12 protein-coding genes are annotated in these 14,832 nt (G+C 34.8%); 7 read left to right on the plus strand and 5 right to left on the minus strand.

Translation table 11 applies throughout. The features are described 5' to 3' along the window. Positions 1 to 105: 105 nt before the first annotated feature. From ACSV4D_RS16200 to ACSV4D_RS16210, 3 genes are all read right to left on the minus strand, one after another. A complete protein-coding gene (locus tag ACSV4D_RS16200; RefSeq protein WP_439229082.1) occupies positions 106 to 2,079 on the minus strand; it encodes a TonB-dependent receptor family protein in 1,974 nt (657 codons plus the stop codon). A 341-nt stretch (positions 2,080 to 2,420) separates the two neighbouring features. Next, positions 2,421 to 3,461, minus strand: coding sequence for a PLP-dependent cysteine synthase family protein (locus ACSV4D_RS16205; RefSeq protein WP_408082667.1), 1,041 nt, complete (start codon positions 3,459 to 3,461; stop codon positions 2,421 to 2,423). Between the two features lie 71 nt (positions 3,462 to 3,532). Beyond that, entirely contained in the window at positions 3,533 to 5,593 is a 2,061-nt protein-coding gene (locus ACSV4D_RS16210; RefSeq protein ID WP_439229083.1) for a S9 family peptidase, read from the minus strand. A 144-nt stretch (positions 5,594 to 5,737) separates the two neighbouring features. On the opposite strand from ACSV4D_RS16210, the gene ACSV4D_RS16215 reads away from it, so the two are divergent. Beyond that, positions 5,738 to 6,058 (plus strand): YbaB/EbfC family nucleoid-associated protein, encoded by a 321-nt coding sequence (locus ACSV4D_RS16215; RefSeq protein WP_439229084.1) that lies wholly within the window; start codon positions 5,738 to 5,740, stop codon positions 6,056 to 6,058. A 4-nt stretch (positions 6,059 to 6,062) separates the two neighbouring features. Continuing rightward, on the plus strand, positions 6,063 to 7,025 hold the full coding sequence (locus ACSV4D_RS16220; RefSeq protein WP_439229085.1) for a hypothetical protein: 963 nt from the start codon (positions 6,063 to 6,065) through the stop codon (positions 7,023 to 7,025). Positions 7,026 to 7,065: 40 nt separating this feature from the next. Here the strand turns inward: ACSV4D_RS16220 and ACSV4D_RS16225 are convergent, their stop codons facing one another. Beyond that, positions 7,066 to 8,085: a threonine aldolase family protein gene (locus ACSV4D_RS16225; protein WP_439229086.1), complete on the minus strand. Its 1,020-nt coding sequence runs from the start codon at positions 8,083 to 8,085 to the stop codon at positions 7,066 to 7,068. A gap of 84 nt (positions 8,086 to 8,169) precedes the next feature. Here ACSV4D_RS16225 and prfB point away from each other — a divergent pair. The 4 genes from prfB to ACSV4D_RS16245 all read left to right on the plus strand — a co-directional run bounded on the left by prfB (position 8,170) and on the right by ACSV4D_RS16245 (position 12,601). After that, positions 8,170 to 9,268, plus strand: a protein-coding gene (prfB, locus tag ACSV4D_RS16230) for a peptide chain release factor 2 (protein WP_408082662.1) whose coding sequence is annotated in 2 segments (ribosomal slippage) — positions 8,170 to 8,232 and positions 8,234 to 9,268 — 1,098 coding nt in all. Because the reading frame shifts where the segments join, the coding sequence is not laid out codon by codon here. Positions 9,269 to 9,458: 190 nt separating this feature from the next. After that, entirely contained in the window at positions 9,459 to 11,084 is a 1,626-nt protein-coding gene (locus tag ACSV4D_RS16235; RefSeq protein ID WP_439229087.1) for a DUF4139 domain-containing protein, read from the plus strand. 122 nt (positions 11,085 to 11,206) lie between these two features. Further along, entirely contained in the window at positions 11,207 to 11,776 is a 570-nt protein-coding gene (locus ACSV4D_RS16240) for a pentapeptide repeat-containing protein (RefSeq protein ID WP_439229088.1), read from the plus strand. A 153-nt stretch (positions 11,777 to 11,929) separates the two neighbouring features. Continuing rightward, on the plus strand, positions 11,930 to 12,601 hold the full coding sequence (locus tag ACSV4D_RS16245) for a hypothetical protein (RefSeq protein WP_439229089.1): 672 nt from the start codon (positions 11,930 to 11,932) through the stop codon (positions 12,599 to 12,601). A gap of 196 nt (positions 12,602 to 12,797) precedes the next feature. On the opposite strand, the gene ACSV4D_RS16250 is transcribed toward ACSV4D_RS16245, so the two are convergent. After that, entirely contained in the window at positions 12,798 to 13,616 is an 819-nt protein-coding gene (locus ACSV4D_RS16250; protein ID WP_439229090.1) for an SDR family oxidoreductase, read from the minus strand. Between the two features lie 520 nt (positions 13,617 to 14,136). Between ACSV4D_RS16250 and ACSV4D_RS16255 the strand changes: the two genes are divergently transcribed. Then, positions 14,137 to 14,805, plus strand: coding sequence for a M23 family metallopeptidase (locus tag ACSV4D_RS16255; protein WP_439229091.1), 669 nt, complete (start codon positions 14,137 to 14,139; stop codon positions 14,803 to 14,805). Positions 14,806 to 14,832: the final 27 nt, after the last annotated feature.

A 14,832-nucleotide genomic window follows, 5' to 3' on the forward strand; every position in this document is an offset into this window, starting at 1 on the left:
AATCAAAATTAATTTCCCCAACCCTAAAGGGTGTAATTTTGATGAATTTTCAAGAAATTTTCCAGCCTTTAGGGTTGGGGGAAGAAAATTCAAAAAGTCTCTTACTTAAAACGCATACACTACATTAAAACCACCATAATAATTAACCGGATTTCCGGGATAATAGTAACGGGCCGGAACAGTACCAAAACCTACTGCATTTGGCAAAATACTGGCTGCATATTTTTCATTCAGCACATTTTGAATTCCCAGATTGAGTTCCATTTTCACGTTTTTAAGAATATAAAAAGCATATCCGGCTTTGATGTCTAAAAGTTCATATCCCGTAGTTTCTTTCGAATTGGCATCATCAAGATACATCTTCCCTGTTAGGCGGTATGAAGCATTAAAATTGAATCCTCTGTCACTAACAAAATCAAATCCGAAATTAAATTGCGTATCAGGCACGGCCGGCAATAAATTACCTGAATAATCAATATCATTATCTACAAAATCTTTAAACTCAAAACGGTTGATAGTTGCCGAAAAATAAGGATTCAATTGAATATCTGGACAAGGCCTGAATTTATAGTTCAGTAAAAACTCTATTCCTTTATGCGAACTCTCTCCTGCATTAATCCCCACGTACTGATCTTCCGCAATACGGCGTGCTACTAATAAATCATTGATTTGAGTGGAATAAAAAACCAATTCCGTATAAAGATTTTTCTCTAAAAAATTTGCTTTAAAACCCACTTCATAATTAACCCCTTTTTCCGATTGTAAATCTGTATTAAGCTTCCCATCGGGAGTTAATGTTTCAGCCACAGAAGGAACTGAGAAACCTTTGCTAAAGGAAACATACACATTTTTAGCTTCACCAATTTTATATGAAAGCGCCAATCTGGGAGACCAAACCGAACCAAAAGTGTATTGTTCTTCTGGGTTTTCACCACTTAAAAAAATATCTTGCTGACTGTAATTTGTGGTATTAAAAGCCAAACCGGATTCTAAATTCAACTTATCAGAAAGTTTCGTTTCCATTTGGATAAATCCATTCCAATATCCTCTTTTTTGTTCCATTTCACTAAATTGATCCCCCTGAATACTGCCTTGTCCCGGATAAGACTGATATAAATTTCTAAAAAGGGAGAAAGCATAATTTTCGGTCATTAATTCTGTCCCCAGACTTATGGTGTTAGGCAAAGAAAATAAAGAAGCTTCATAATTTACTTTAGCTCTAAAGCCGAGCATTTTTGTTTTTTCTTTCAATATATCAAAAGGACGAAGCTCATAAGCTTCTTTAAAATTAGAAAAAAGACTCACGTCAGCCGACCAGTTTTTTGAAAACTGATGTTCAAATCCAACTCCTGCCAGCACTTTATCATAAGATTCAAATCCCCGTGCAGCCAGCCAGGTGGACGCAGCCGACTCTGGTTTGGTATTAAAAGCGGTTTCACTTATCGAACTCGGGATATACGCTTTTAAGCGGGTGGCAATTCCAAAAAATGAAAGTATAGATTTTTCAGATAATTTTTGTTTTCCAAATAGATTTACAGATTGGCGGTTATAATCACTATTATCACGATAACCGTTTTGTTGTAAATTACTGTAATTAGCAAAAATACCGGATTGTGAATCACTGTAACCGGCGGATACAATTTGTTTTACCAAACCAAAACTTCCAAAAGTAGTAGCTGTTTTTGCAAAAGAAGTTTCTGTATCCAATGGCTTTGCCCTCAAACTGATAACCCCTCCTAATCCCGCGCCAAAACTGCTTGAATTAGGTCCTTTTATAATTTCAACTCCGCCTAAAACCTCTAAATCTATATCTTCTAAAGCAGTTTCACCTTCAGCATTAGAAAGAGGAATTCCTTCAAAATAAGCTTTAATTTTAGCTGTTCCGTATTGTGTTCTCGCTCCTATTCCTCTAATGGTAATTCTGTTGGTATTCAAAGCTCCTTGCTGCATAAAAACTCCCGGAACTTTATTAAGAACAGGAGTCAGGATTACACCGTCAGCCTGATTGATTTCTTTCTCAGTAATAATGGAAACAGCTGCTGCTGAATGCTGAATTGAATTCCGTATAGGAGCATTCATTACCTTCAATTCTGATAAAGAAACAGTATCTTTTTTTACTTGTCCAAAAACGGTTGTACAAAAAAACAACATTAGAAAAAAAAGAAGCTTAAAAAATGTATTTCTGTTTAGTGTCATTAGTATATTGATAATTCTAATCATTTGGATAGAAGATTTCAAATTTATTGTTTTATTCCCAATCATATTTAATAAAAAATTGATTTTTATATAAAATTTAAAAACTATAAGAAGTTAAATTTCAAAACCTTATTTTTATATTTCTTAATCTCAATGTTAAAAATTATGTTCTAAAAAAAAACTCCGGATTGCTCCGGAGTTTAATATATCGAAAATAGAAAAATCTATTTTATCATTTCAATTTTTTGTACTTCTTCTTCATTTATACTGTCGAAGAATCCTTGTTCATTCATCCAGTCATCACTGAAAACTTTACTCATATAACGAGAACCGTGATCAGGAAAAATAGCAATTACGTTACTATTTTTATCAAATTCACCTTCATCTGCATATTGCTTAATCGCCTGTAAAACAGCTCCTGAAGTATACCCTACAAATAATCCTTCTTTTCGGGTAATTTCTCTGGCTGAATGGGCGCTCTCTTCATCGGTTACTTTCATGAATTTATCAATCATGTCAAAATCGGTAGCTGACGGAATCAGGTTTTTACCTAAACCTTCAATTCGGTAAGGGTAAATTTCGTCAGTATGAAACTCTCTGGTTTCATGGTATTTTTTCAATACTGAACCAAAAGCATCCACACCAAGAACTTTAATATTCGGGTTTTGTTCTTTCAGATATTTAGCAGTTCCGGAGATAGTTCCTCCCGTTCCGCTACAGGCAACTAAATGGGTTATTTTACCATTAGTCTGTTTCCAGATTTCAGGTCCGGTTGTATTATAATGGGCATCAATGTTTAGCTGATTGAAATACTGATTAATATAAACCGATCCTTTGGTTTCTTCATGCAGTCTTTTTGCTACGCTGTAATAGGAGCGTTCGTCATCGGCAGATACGTGTGCCGGACAAACATAGACTTTTGCACCTAAACTGCGGAGCATGTCTATTTTATCTTTAGATGATTTAGAACTTACAGCTAATATGCAATTATATCCTTTTATAATACTCACCATTGCTAAACTAAAACCAGTATTACCTGATGTAGTCTCAATGATAGTATCCCCCGGAGATAATATACCTTTTTTTTCTGCTTCTTCAATAATGTATAAAGCAATCCTATCTTTTGAGGAATGTCCCGGATTAAAAGCTTCTACCTTAGCATAGAAATTACCTTCTAAATTTTCGGTGACTTTGTTTATCTTGATAAGAGGTGTGTTTCCTATCAGTTCTAAAACATTATTATAAGCATTTATTTCTTCTTTCATAAAAAAATAGTTAATCAAGATTAAGTTTTATTTAACCTGGATACGCAGCAAATTTAACAAAAAAAAACTAATTACTTTTTAATTTTTTCCAAATCTAATAAAAAACTAAATTCTTTTGCTAATTCTTTTAGTGCTTCAAACCTTCCTGAAGCCCCTCCATGCCCTGCATCCATGTTGGTATCCAGATACAAAACAGTATCCTCTTTTTTATTTACTCTCAGCTTTGCAACCCACTTCGCTGGCTCCCAATATTGTACCTGAGAATCATGTAAACCCGTAGAAACATACATATTAGGGTAATATTGTTCTTTTATATTATCATAAGGAGAATAAGATCTCATGTATTGATAATATTTTTTAACATTTGGATTCCCCCATTCGTCATACTCTCCTGTAGTTAACGGAATAGTATCGTCTAACATTGTGGTCATTACATCTACAAATGGAACCTGAGCAATTACCCCGTTATACAATTCAGGGGCTTCATTAACAATCACTCCCATCAACAGTCCTCCTGCTGATCCACCTTCTGCATATAAATGTTCCGGTGATGTGTATTTTCGCTCAATCAAATATTTCGAACAGTCAATAAAGTCGGTGAAAGTATTTTTCTTTTGAAGCAATTTTCCATCTTCATACCACTGCCTTCCTAAATCTTCTCCGCCACGAATGTGTGCAATAGCATAAATAAACCCTCTGTCTAATAAGGATAAACGCGTAGATGAAAAGTAGGCATCCATAGAATGTCCATAAGAACCGTAAGCATAAAGCAATAAAGGGTTTTTACCATCCTTTTTTAATCCTTTGCGATAAACCATCGAAACAGGAACTTTGGTTCCGTCCTTAGCAGTAGCCCAGACACGCTCTTCTTTGTAATTATTCTTGTCAAATTTACCTCCTAAAACCTCTTGCTCTTTTTTGATTTCCTTTTCTTTTGTGCGCATATTAAAATCAATCACTGATGAAGGAGTTGCCATTGACTGATAACTGTAACGCAGAATTTCAGTTTCAAAATCCACATTGGTCGAGGTATATGCAGTGTATGTTTCACTGCCAAAAGGCAAATAATATTCTTCACTGCCATCCCAACTCCTAATTCTGATTTTATTCAAACCTCCGGTACGCTCTTCAAGCACTAAATAATTGGAAAAAATCTCAATATCTTCTAATAAAACATCCTCACGATGTGCAATAATTTCAACCCAGTTTTCTGCCGAAGTCGCTTCTTCATGAGTTTTCATCAGTTTAAAATTCTCAGCATCATCTTTATTGGTTAAGATATAAAAACTGTCTTTATAATGATTGATACTGTATTCTACCCCTCTTTTTCGCTTTTGAAAAATCTTAAATTTTCCATCGGGATTATCAGCATTCAAAATACGATACTCTGTAGTCAGCGTACTTCCCGACTCTATTGCTAAATATTTTCTGGATTTTGATTTGGATATATCCACACTAAAAGTGTCGTCTTTTTCAAAATAAACTAAGACATCTTCCACTTGGGTTGTTCCCAATTTATGTTTAAAAATTTTATCGGAACGCAAAGTCACCTCGTCCTGGCTGGAATAAAAAATAGTTTTATTATCATTTGCCCAAACTGCAGATCCCGTTACTCTTTCTATTTTATCTTCAAGAATTTCGTTAGTCTCTAAATTCTTTACCTGAATAGTGTAAATACGTCTTCCAATAATATCCGTACTAAAAATAGCCAGTTTATTATCAGGGCTTATACTCATTCCTCCCAATTTAAAATAGGGCTGCCCTTGTGCCATCACGTTACAGTCAAAAAGGATTTCTTCTTTTGCCGAAAGGCTGCCTTTTTTTCGGGAATATACAGGGTAATTTTGACCTGTTTCATATCGGGTAATATAATAATAGCCATTGTATAAATAAGGAACTGACTGATCGTCTTCTTTTATACGCGCTTTCATTTCTTCAAACAATATGTTCTGAAAACCCTGCGTATGAGCCGTCATCTGCTGGTAATATTCATTCTCTTTGTTCAGATAATCAATAACTTCCGGATTCTCCCGGTCTTTCAGCCAGAAATAATTATCGATTCTAAGGTCTCCAAACTTTTCTAATTCAGTAGGTATAATTTTAGCAACTGGAGGTTGTAATTTTTCTATCATTAGTATTTATTGACATTTTTATAATAGTTGGCACAAAAGTAGGGGAAACAAATACTAATCCGCCCTCCTTTTTCATCAATTTTAACATTGTAATACCCGTAAAAATAGTAAATTCGTGAACTAATTTAATTAAAAAAAATAAAAATGGATTTAATGGGAATGATGGGTAAGTTAAAAGAAACCCAAAATAAAATTGAAGAGACTAAAAAACGTCTGGATACGGTACTTGTTGATGAACAAAGCACAGATGGCTTACTGAAAGTTACCATGACTGCCAACAGAAAAATAAAATCCATCACGATTGCCGATGAATTACTGGAAGACAAAGAACAACTGGAAGATTATATGATTCTGGTAATGAATAAAGCCATCGAAAAAGCAACTAAATTAAACGAAGCGGAACTGGATGCTGTGGCCAAAATGGATATGCCAATGATTCCGGGAATGGATAATTTATTTAAATAATTTCATGAATTTCACCAAACCTTTTTTAGGCTTAGCTATCGTTACTATATGCTTGTTTTTTTCTTGTAGTAACGATAGTTCTGATGCACCAGATACTGAAACCATAACTGATGATTTTAGTTACACCACTGTAAATGACAACGGTGAAATTAATTCTATTGGAAACAATTCAGGAAAAATCACATTATTAGCTAAGTTTAACTCATTAACAGCTACACCTGTAAACCTAAATACTATTTGTTCTAATGCCAATAGTATTTTCTTGATAGAACATAAGTCTCCACAGGATAAACTTTATATATTTAACAAAAATTCTAAAACTACTACATCAAAAACCCTTTCTTATCCCGATAAGATAACTGGTTTTGAACCTTTAATGTTTGTTTTAGAGTGGAATGAATCAAAAAGTTTGTTGTATGGAATAATAGCTTCTAATCCATATAGCGAATCTGATAATATCAATTATTTTGTTACTATAAATCCATCTACTTACGAAGTAAACTACTCCAATATTAGTTTTTCACAAAAAAACATTTATTCTACCTTTAGTAACGGGTCTAAAATATATTGCACAAGTTATACTGATGATGTTTTTGAAATTAATCCTGATGAAAATACAGCTACAGCTATACCTTTTAACAATTCCAAAATTCCATTAATACGTACTGTAATGTATTCTAATTCTATAGCTTATGGTTTAAACGCAAATACCACCTTGCCTACATTAGTAAAAATCGATGTAACAAATAAAACGTACCTTGATATATTACCAAATGAAAAATATGGAGCAGTAAATAATTATGGAAAAGGGTTCATTGACAAAACGAATAATGAATACATCAATTTAGTTTCTAAAAACAATCTGTTGGGCATTTTGAAATATAAGATTACCAACAATACTACAGAATTTATACCCGTAACAACAAACATAACAAACTACAATATAAACACGGTAATTATACAGTAAGAAAAAAGCATGAATTTTAATTCATGCTTTTTTGTTTAATCTACATTTTCGCCAAAGTCTCAATCACATACGTATGCATCACTTCCCGATAATCCAGATGGGTAACTATACGTAACTTTCTATTTCCTACTGAACTTATGGAAATGTTTTTTTGTTTCAGTTTTTCTATTAAAAGCTCATCCTGAAATTCCGGAACCAGTGAAAAAATCAAAATATTCGTTTCTACATGCTCCACTGTAGCAACCCATGGTTTCTTCTTCAGAACATTCGCAAGTTCCTTGGCACGTCTGTGATCTTCTGTCAATAATTTAATGTTATTTTCTAAAGCATAAATTGCTCCCGCAGCCAGATAACCTGACTGACGCATTGCTCCTCCTAATATTTTTCTAATACGCAAAGCACGCTGAATAGTCTTTTTATCTCCCAATAAAACAGATCCTACAGGCGCTCCCAGTCCTTTAGAAAAACAAACCGAAATCGTATCAAATACTTTCCCGAAATCTTTTGGGTTTTGCCTTTTAGCAACCAAAGCATTCCAGATTCGGGCACCGTCTAAATGCAGCTTTAAATTATTGGCATCACAAACCGCTTTTATTTTTTGCAGTTCTTCCATTTCGTAGCAAGCTCCGCCACCTACATTAGTAGTATTCTCAATACACACCAGACTCGTTAACGGACTGTGATAAAAATCAGGTTTATTAATAGCTCCCGCCACTTGTTTTGCAGTAATCATCCCGCGGTTTCCTTCCAGCAAACAGCAGGAAACACCACTATTGAAAGAAACACCACCACCCTCAAAATGAAAAATATGCGAATATTTATCAGCTATTAACTGTTCGCCGGGCTGAGTATGCAGTTTAATGGCCGTTTGGTTTGCCATTGTACCCGTGGGAAAAAACAAACCTGCCTCCATCCCGAAAATCGCTGCTACTCTGTCCTCTAATTCTGTAACTGTAGGATCTTCTTTGTAAACATCATCCCCTACATCAGCATTAAACATATACTGTAACATTTCGTAGGAAGGTTTTGTTACTGTGTCGCTAACTAAATTTATCTGCATTTTTATATTTTTTATAGAGATACATGGACTGTAGTCCCTACGTGATTTTTTTTATTATTTTTGTGCAACAAAATTACATAATTTATGACAACTACCGAACAAATTAAAGGTATTGTGGAGCGCCTTGGTGCGTTGAGGAGGTATCTTTGACGTCGATGCTAAACTTATCGAAATTGCTAACGAAGAAGAGAAAACTTTTGCTCCCGATTTTTGGAACAACGCAAAGGAAGCGGAACTTATTGTAAAAAATCTCCGAAACAAAAAAAAGTGGATTGAAGACTATGATAAAGCAGTTGCTTTAACGGACGAGCTACAACTGGCTTATGAATTCTACAAAGAAGGTGAACTCACAGCCGAAGAGCTTGACGAACAGTACCAACTGACGCAAAATCACATTGAAGGTATCGAATTTAAAAACATGCTTTCGGATGAAGGAGACACCTTAAGCGCTGTTTTACAAATTACAGCCGGAGCCGGTGGAACCGAGAGTTGCGACTGGGCTTCCATGTTAATGCGTATGTACATGATGTGGGGTGAAAAATACGGTTTCAAAATAAAAGAACTCAACTATCAGGAAGGCGATGTAGCGGGAATCAAAACTGTAACATTAGAATTTGAAGGCGATTATTCTTTTGGCTACCTGAAAGGCGAAAACGGCGTACACCGACTGGTGCGTATTTCTCCGTTTGACAGTAATGCCAAACGTCATACTTCATTTGCTTCCGTTTATGTGTATCCGTTAGTAGATGACAGTATCGAAATTGATATTAATCCTGCCGATATTGAAATTACCACATCCCGTTCCAGTGGTGCCGGAGGACAAAACGTAAATAAGGTAGAGACTAAAGTACAGTTGTATCACAAGCCTACCGGAATCCAGATTCAGTGTTCGGAGACCCGCTCCCAACAGGACAACAGGCAGCGTGCCATGCAAATGCTTCGTTCTCAGTTATATGAAATCGAACTGAAAAAGAAACAGGCACAACGCGCCGATATTGAAGCCGGGAAAATGAAAATCGAATGGGGTTCGCAAATCCGAAACTACGTGATGCAGCCTTATAAACTGGTTAAAGATGTTCGTACAGGTTATGAAACCAGTAACGTTGACGGCGTAATGAACGGTGAAATCGACGAATTCCTCAAAGCCTATCTGATGATGATGGGACAAAAAGAAGAAGAATAGATTTTTAATCGAAATCTTCTGTTCTACTGCTTTTTTAGACAAAATTTAAAATTCTTAAAATAATCAAACCCGACAGTCAACAGATTGGTCGGGTTTATTATTTTATAAAAATAAAATCTTGTACGTTAGTAAATGTTGTAGTTTTTTAATTACATTTACGTTTAACAAAATCCAGAAAATTAGTTTTTAGATGAAAAATACTTTACTCCTTCTTATATTATTCGGTTCAATGCTGACATTTGCCCAGAAACCGGTTTTTGCAACTGCTAAAATTAAAGCCGTTACTGTTTATTTGAATGCCGCAGAACTCACTCAAAATACTTCGGTAAATCTTCCGGCAGGAACAACTGAAGTCGTTATTAAAAATATTGCTAATCATCTCAATCAAAACACCATTCAAATTGCCGCTCCTGCTTCTGTAACTGTTATGTCGGTACAGTTTACTAATAATTATATTTCAGAATTTGAACCTGACGAAAGTAATCCTCTGATAAAAAAAGTGAGAGACAGTGTCAGCTGGGTAAAAAAAGAAATCAAACGAATTCAGATTTTAAATAATGCTAACAAACAAACCATTGCTCTTTTAGACAATAACCAGTCGGTTACAGGAGTGAATACAGGACTGAATGTTGCCGAATTAATCAAACTCGTCGATTATTCAAAAGCCAAAAGAACGGAACTCGACAATACAATAACTGACTTACAGGAAAAAGAAGAATTTTGGAATAAAAGACTAACCGAATTAAATAATAAGTTAGCATTCAACACAAAAAATGAAGAAAAATCTGCAAGCGGAAAACTCATTCTGCAGGTGATGAATACTATAGCCGGAAACATCCCTTTCGATATTAGTTACATCACTAATTCAGCAACCTGGAAACCGTTTTACGAACTGCGTGCCGAAAACATCAAAAATCCAATTAACATGATGTATAAAGCACAGGTTTTCCAAAATTCCGGAATGGACTGGAAAAAAGTAAAACTGACTTTATCAAGCGGTAACCCCAACCAGAATAATCAGGCACCACAATTACAGCCATGGTTTTTAAGATATTCACAACCAGAATATATTTCAAATGCTTTACAAGGAAAAGTTTCTGGAATCCAAGTAGCTCCTAAAGACGGGTTAAGAGAAGTCGTGGTTACAGCAGACAAAAAACTGAATAAATCCGATATTTCGCAATACACCAGCATTAATGAAAACCAACTGAATGTTTCCTTTGATATTGACATTCCTTACGACATATTATCCAACTGGAAAGCACACAGTGTTTCATTAAAAGAAATAAAACTACCGGCTGCCTACACCTATTATGCGGCTCCAAAAGCAGACAAAGAAGCCTTTTTACTAGCCGAAATAAGTGATTACTCTAAATATAATTTATTAGAGGGAGAAGCCAATATTATTTTTGAAGGCATGTATGTTGGAAAAACAAATGTAAATCCAAATCAGACTGCCGATACTTTAAAATTAAGTATGGGTAGAGATAAAAAAATAGCTATTACACGCGAAAAGATAGCGGATAAATCCGGTACAAAATTCCTCTCTGCTTACAAAGAACAAACTTTTACCTATGATATAACAGTCAAAAACAACAAAAAAGAAGAAGTGGCTATAGCGCTGGAAGACCAGTATCCATTAAGCACAGACAAAGAAATTACAGTTGAACTTACTGATAACGGAAGAGCCAGAGTAAATGAAGAGACCGGGAAACTAAGCTGGGATTTAAAACTTTCGCCCAATGAAACCAAAAAAATCAGAATAAGTTATAAAGTCAAATATCCAAAAGACAAAAACATAAGCAATTTGTATTAAGCTAAGCCCGACAGTTTTATTATTGTCGGGTTTTATTTTGAAAACATAATTATTAAATTTGCCAGCCAGCCAGTCTTTCTTTCTTCTTTTTTTCTCACAACTCACAACTCCTAACTAAAAAAATGACCGAGTATTTCTTTGACCAACATTACAACGACATCCGCTATGGTCAGGAAACGCTGAACCTTAAAGAATTTGAATCCTGCACATTTACCAATTGCGTTTTTTCCGATTGCAATCTAATGGGAGTTACGTTTATTGATTGCCAATTCAACGATTGTATTTTTGATCATGCTAAAATCAACCATACTGCTTTCAGAACCGTGTTTTTTAATGACTGCCAAATCAAAGAAGTCAATTTTGCCATGAGCGACAAACTCATCTTCGAAATGCATTTTGACCATTGCAGCTTAGATTTCTCTAAATTCTACGCTCTGAAACTAAAAGGCATTAGTTTCAATAATTCCAGCCTCATTGCGGTTGATTTTATGGCGACTGATTTAACCGGAGCACAATTCTACAAATGCGATTTATACCGCTCCGAATTTGATAAAGCCAATGCTTCTAAAGTCGATTTCAGAACAAGTTGCAACTACACCATAGACCCCACAAAAACCAAACTCAAAAAAGCACAATTTGCTCTTGAAGGCGTAAAAGGATTGCTATACAAACATGGAATTGTTGTGGAGTAATTTTGTTTTCAAAATACTTTTTTTTGTAAGAATATTTTAATACATTTGAGAAATGAAACATGCGCATAACATAGCATTTTTAAAATAAAACTTGTATAGTTTTTTTTGCGAATAAACAAGTTAGCAGAAAGAACCAGCACATATAACTAAACTATGACTCTTTTAATTATATTTATTCTGACAGGCATTTTAATAACTGGATTTATAAAAATTCGAATACGAGCAAATAGGCATATCAAAAAGTATAATTTTGCAAATGAATTTAGAAATAGATTTATCTCTTTAGCAAATGCTTATGGAGCAACTTATGATCGTTGGGATAGAAAGGGAAATGTGGACCAAGAACAATATATTTGGCTGACTAAGAATGTAAATACTATGCAAAGTGATTTAGGTTATATTGGAACTTTGCATTATGTAGCAGCTTTTCAACGTTACACAATCAATAATTACCAAATTTTAATAAACACGATTCCAAAATTCAGAAATGGTCAAGTAGAAGATTTTGATATTAATTCGTCAGATGATTGTCTAGTAAGATATATTGGATTTGTTGAAGAAGTTTTAGACGATGACAGTAAAGATTTAAAAAATCCTGTCATTTGGTTTAAAGAAGGAGTTCATGAAATTATGAGCTTACCACTATTTATTTTTAGCTGGTTTGGAATAATCAGCAATAAATCTGTTTCAAAATTTATGGCAAATGCTTTCTATAAATTTATAACTGGAATAATAGCATTAGTGACCTTAATTAGTGGAATAGTTACAATTATTCAAGGAAAAGAAGCGACAATCGAAATGATTAATAAGTTGCTTAACAAATAGTTTCAGCTACTAACACCCGATAGCTCAGACTTACCACGAACTATAGCGCAGGTATTTACCTGTGCTTATTCCAAAATTAAAACAATCAATATAAAATTATCATGATATATTTTTTAAGCATATTGATTATAATTATTTCTTTAATTCTATTTTTTAGAATACGAGATAGAAAACTATTAAAAACCTTTACAACTCTTTATCCATTAGTAGTAAAGCCCGGATAACAGGTCATTCCGCCATCAACAAAAATAGTAGTCCCGTTGATATATTCTGACTCGTCCGAAGCCAGCCACACTGCAGCGCTCCCTATATCCTCCGGAATCCCAATACGCTTATAAGGAATCAGTTCGTTGAGTTTCTTTAGTGAATCCTCGGTATCCCAGGCCAGTCGGTTAATTTCCGTTTTAATCGCTCCGGGAGCAATACTGTTGCAGCGTACTTTATAATGGGCATATTCCTGACAAATACTCTCCATCAGCATCACAATTGCCCCTTTAGAAGCAGCATAATTGGCATGCCCTGCCCACGGAATAATCTGATGAACAGAACTCATGTGGATAATTTTTCCAATAGATTTTGAAACCTCAGGACGCATTCCGCGGCGCAGGAATTCCCTAATCGCTTCTCTGGCACATAAAAACTGCCCGGTCAGGTTCACATCAATCACTAACTGCCAGTCAGCAAGGGACATTTCATGCAAGGCTGCATCCTTTTGCAGTCCCGCATTAGGCACACAAATATCAACCGTCCCAAAATGGTTAACCGTTTGCTTAAACATCGCCTGAACCTGATCTTCCTTGCTCACATCACAGCGTATCGCTATCGCATCCCCACATAAATTGTCCAGCGAAATTCGATGCGCTATTTCTTCTGCAGCCTCAGGATGCGAAACATAATTCACCACTACATTAGCACCATCACGGCCTAATCCCGTGGCCACCGCTTCTCCTATTCCGGAACTCGCTCCGGTTACTATCGCGGTTTGTCCCGCCAGTCTGTTATTTGGATTTTGCATACTACTTCCATTTTAAAATTAATAATAAGCCCGCTTCCGGCAAAGCACTAAAAATTCCCATGCTTATAAAAAAACATTTTAGTGAACCACTATTAATGAGCCAGTTATAAAGTAACAGCCTTTTGATTATAATTTGTGTTAAGCTGTCGTTAAACTATCGGTAAATGAATAGTAGTTTTTTCTTTTATGGAGCACAAACACTCTTTTTTACAACTACTTTCCCTCCTGCTATTGCCTTTATCTCGTTTCGCTGCGCTACACGAGGATATCGGCGCTATCAGGGCTAGTTATTCCGTTTATTTTTTAACAATACTTTTTTGTAAGAATATTTTATATATATTTATCAGTACTTTAATCAAATCTAATTATGAAAAAACGGAGTTGTTATTTTCTTTTCGTATTCTTACTGAATACTTGTTTTAGCTTTGCTAACCATAATATTAAAATTTACTACGAGAAAAATAAGAATGGCTACAGCGTATTTGTTGACAATAAAGAATACTGCCCCATAACGGTAAAAATGCATTTTGAATTAAATAACCTTGAAATTCAAGGTGAAAATGATCAACTCTACATAATTGATCCTTTACAAGAAAGACAACTATTAACTAATCTTTCAGTAAAGAATAAAAGAATGGCGTATAAATTTAATTATACCTACAGAACCAATTTAGGCAATCATAATCTGGATGAATATGATTCTGAATTCATTTATGACTTACCATTTTCTTCTGCAAAAACATTTAAAATTAATCAGGGGTATAATGGTAATCGTTCACATCAAAATCAAAACGCATTAGATTTTAATATGCCCGAAGGAACAGAAATTAAAGCTGTAAGAGAGGGCATTGTTGTAAAAGTTACAGATACAAATTCAATAAACTGTAGCGAAGAAGACTGCAAAAAGTACAACAACGAAATAATTATCTATCATCCCGACGGAACCTTTGCTGAATATACTCATATTAAAAAAGGCGGTTCAATTGTAAACATTGGCAGTAATGTAAAAAAAGGAGACATAATAGGGTATAGCGGCAATGTGGGCTGGAGTACCGGACCCCATCTTCATCTTGTGATCTTTCTACAAAAATTAGAAAACAGGAAAACGCTGAAAACAAAATTTAAAACAGGAGATGGAGAATGCTCAGAATATTTAGAGGAGAAATGTATCTATAACAGAAATTACTAAAATCTTTAATGTCCGTCTCAATTGTAT

The organism is Flavobacterium sp. ARAG 55.4, assembly GCF_051846875.1.
GTDB classification, from domain to species: Bacteria; Bacteroidota; Bacteroidia; order Flavobacteriales; family Flavobacteriaceae; genus Flavobacterium; species Flavobacterium plantiphilum.

Bases quoted from the DNA above. Each gene is read 5' to 3' on its own strand.
- ACSV4D_RS16200 (WP_439229082.1), bottom strand. From the start codon at position 2,079: ATGAATGCTCCTATACGGAATTCAATTCAGCATTCAGCAGCAGCTGTT.
- ACSV4D_RS16205 (WP_408082667.1), bottom strand. From the start codon at position 3,461: ATGAAAGAAGAAATAAATGCTTATAATAATGTTTTAGAACTGATAGGA.
- ACSV4D_RS16210 (WP_439229083.1), bottom strand. From the start codon at position 5,593: ATGATAGAAAAATTACAACCTCCAGTTGCTAAAATTATACCTACTGAA.
- ACSV4D_RS16215 (WP_439229084.1), top strand. From the start codon at position 5,738: ATGGATTTAATGGGAATGATGGGTAAGTTAAAAGAAACCCAAAATAAA.
- ACSV4D_RS16220 (WP_439229085.1), top strand. From the start codon at position 6,063: ATGAATTTCACCAAACCTTTTTTAGGCTTAGCTATCGTTACTATATGC.
- ACSV4D_RS16225 (WP_439229086.1), bottom strand. From the start codon at position 8,085: ATGCAGATAAATTTAGTTAGCGACACAGTAACAAAACCTTCCTACGAA.
- ACSV4D_RS16235 (WP_439229087.1), top strand. From the start codon at position 9,459: ATGAAAAATACTTTACTCCTTCTTATATTATTCGGTTCAATGCTGACA.
- ACSV4D_RS16240 (WP_439229088.1), top strand. From the start codon at position 11,207: ATGACCGAGTATTTCTTTGACCAACATTACAACGACATCCGCTATGGT.
- ACSV4D_RS16245 (WP_439229089.1), top strand. From the start codon at position 11,930: ATGACTCTTTTAATTATATTTATTCTGACAGGCATTTTAATAACTGGA.
- ACSV4D_RS16250 (WP_439229090.1), bottom strand. From the start codon at position 13,616: ATGCAAAATCCAAATAACAGACTGGCGGGACAAACCGCGATAGTAACC.
- ACSV4D_RS16255 (WP_439229091.1), top strand. From the start codon at position 14,137: ATGCATTTTGAATTAAATAACCTTGAAATTCAAGGTGAAAATGATCAA.